1 protein-coding gene is annotated in these 275 nt (G+C 48.0%); it reads right to left on the bottom strand.

Features of this window, described 5'->3' with window-relative positions; all coding sequences use genetic code 11:
• Nucleotides 1-219 (bottom strand): hypothetical protein (locus ACZ3HH_RS29880; protein ID WP_465810173.1); only part of this gene is annotated, 219 nt, incomplete at its 3' end.
• Between the last annotated feature and the right edge of the window lie 56 nt (nt 220-275).

The raw sequence follows: 275 nt of genomic DNA, 5'->3' as shown, positions 1-275 counted from the left end.
GGTAATCACACCTGTTTTTTTAACTTGGGCAGCTTGGGCATATTCACCACGGCAAACCGCGTCATAATGCGCCCGCTCCAATATGATACGACCATAACGATTCCGACGCGCCCGAACAAAACCTTGGGCTCGCAAATCTTCCAGTTGCTTGCATGGTTGCGTATAGCCGGTGATTTTAGCTATTTCATCATACGACAGTATGTCGGCCGTGTCAGACATTCTAATCATCCTCATTAAACATTCACGCGGTCAGCGCATGCTGTGTTTGTCACAGA

It is taken from the genome of Pseudomonas sp. PME37.24/025 (genome assembly GCF_055556615.1).
This window is presented reverse-complemented; position numbering and strand designations above follow the sequence as displayed.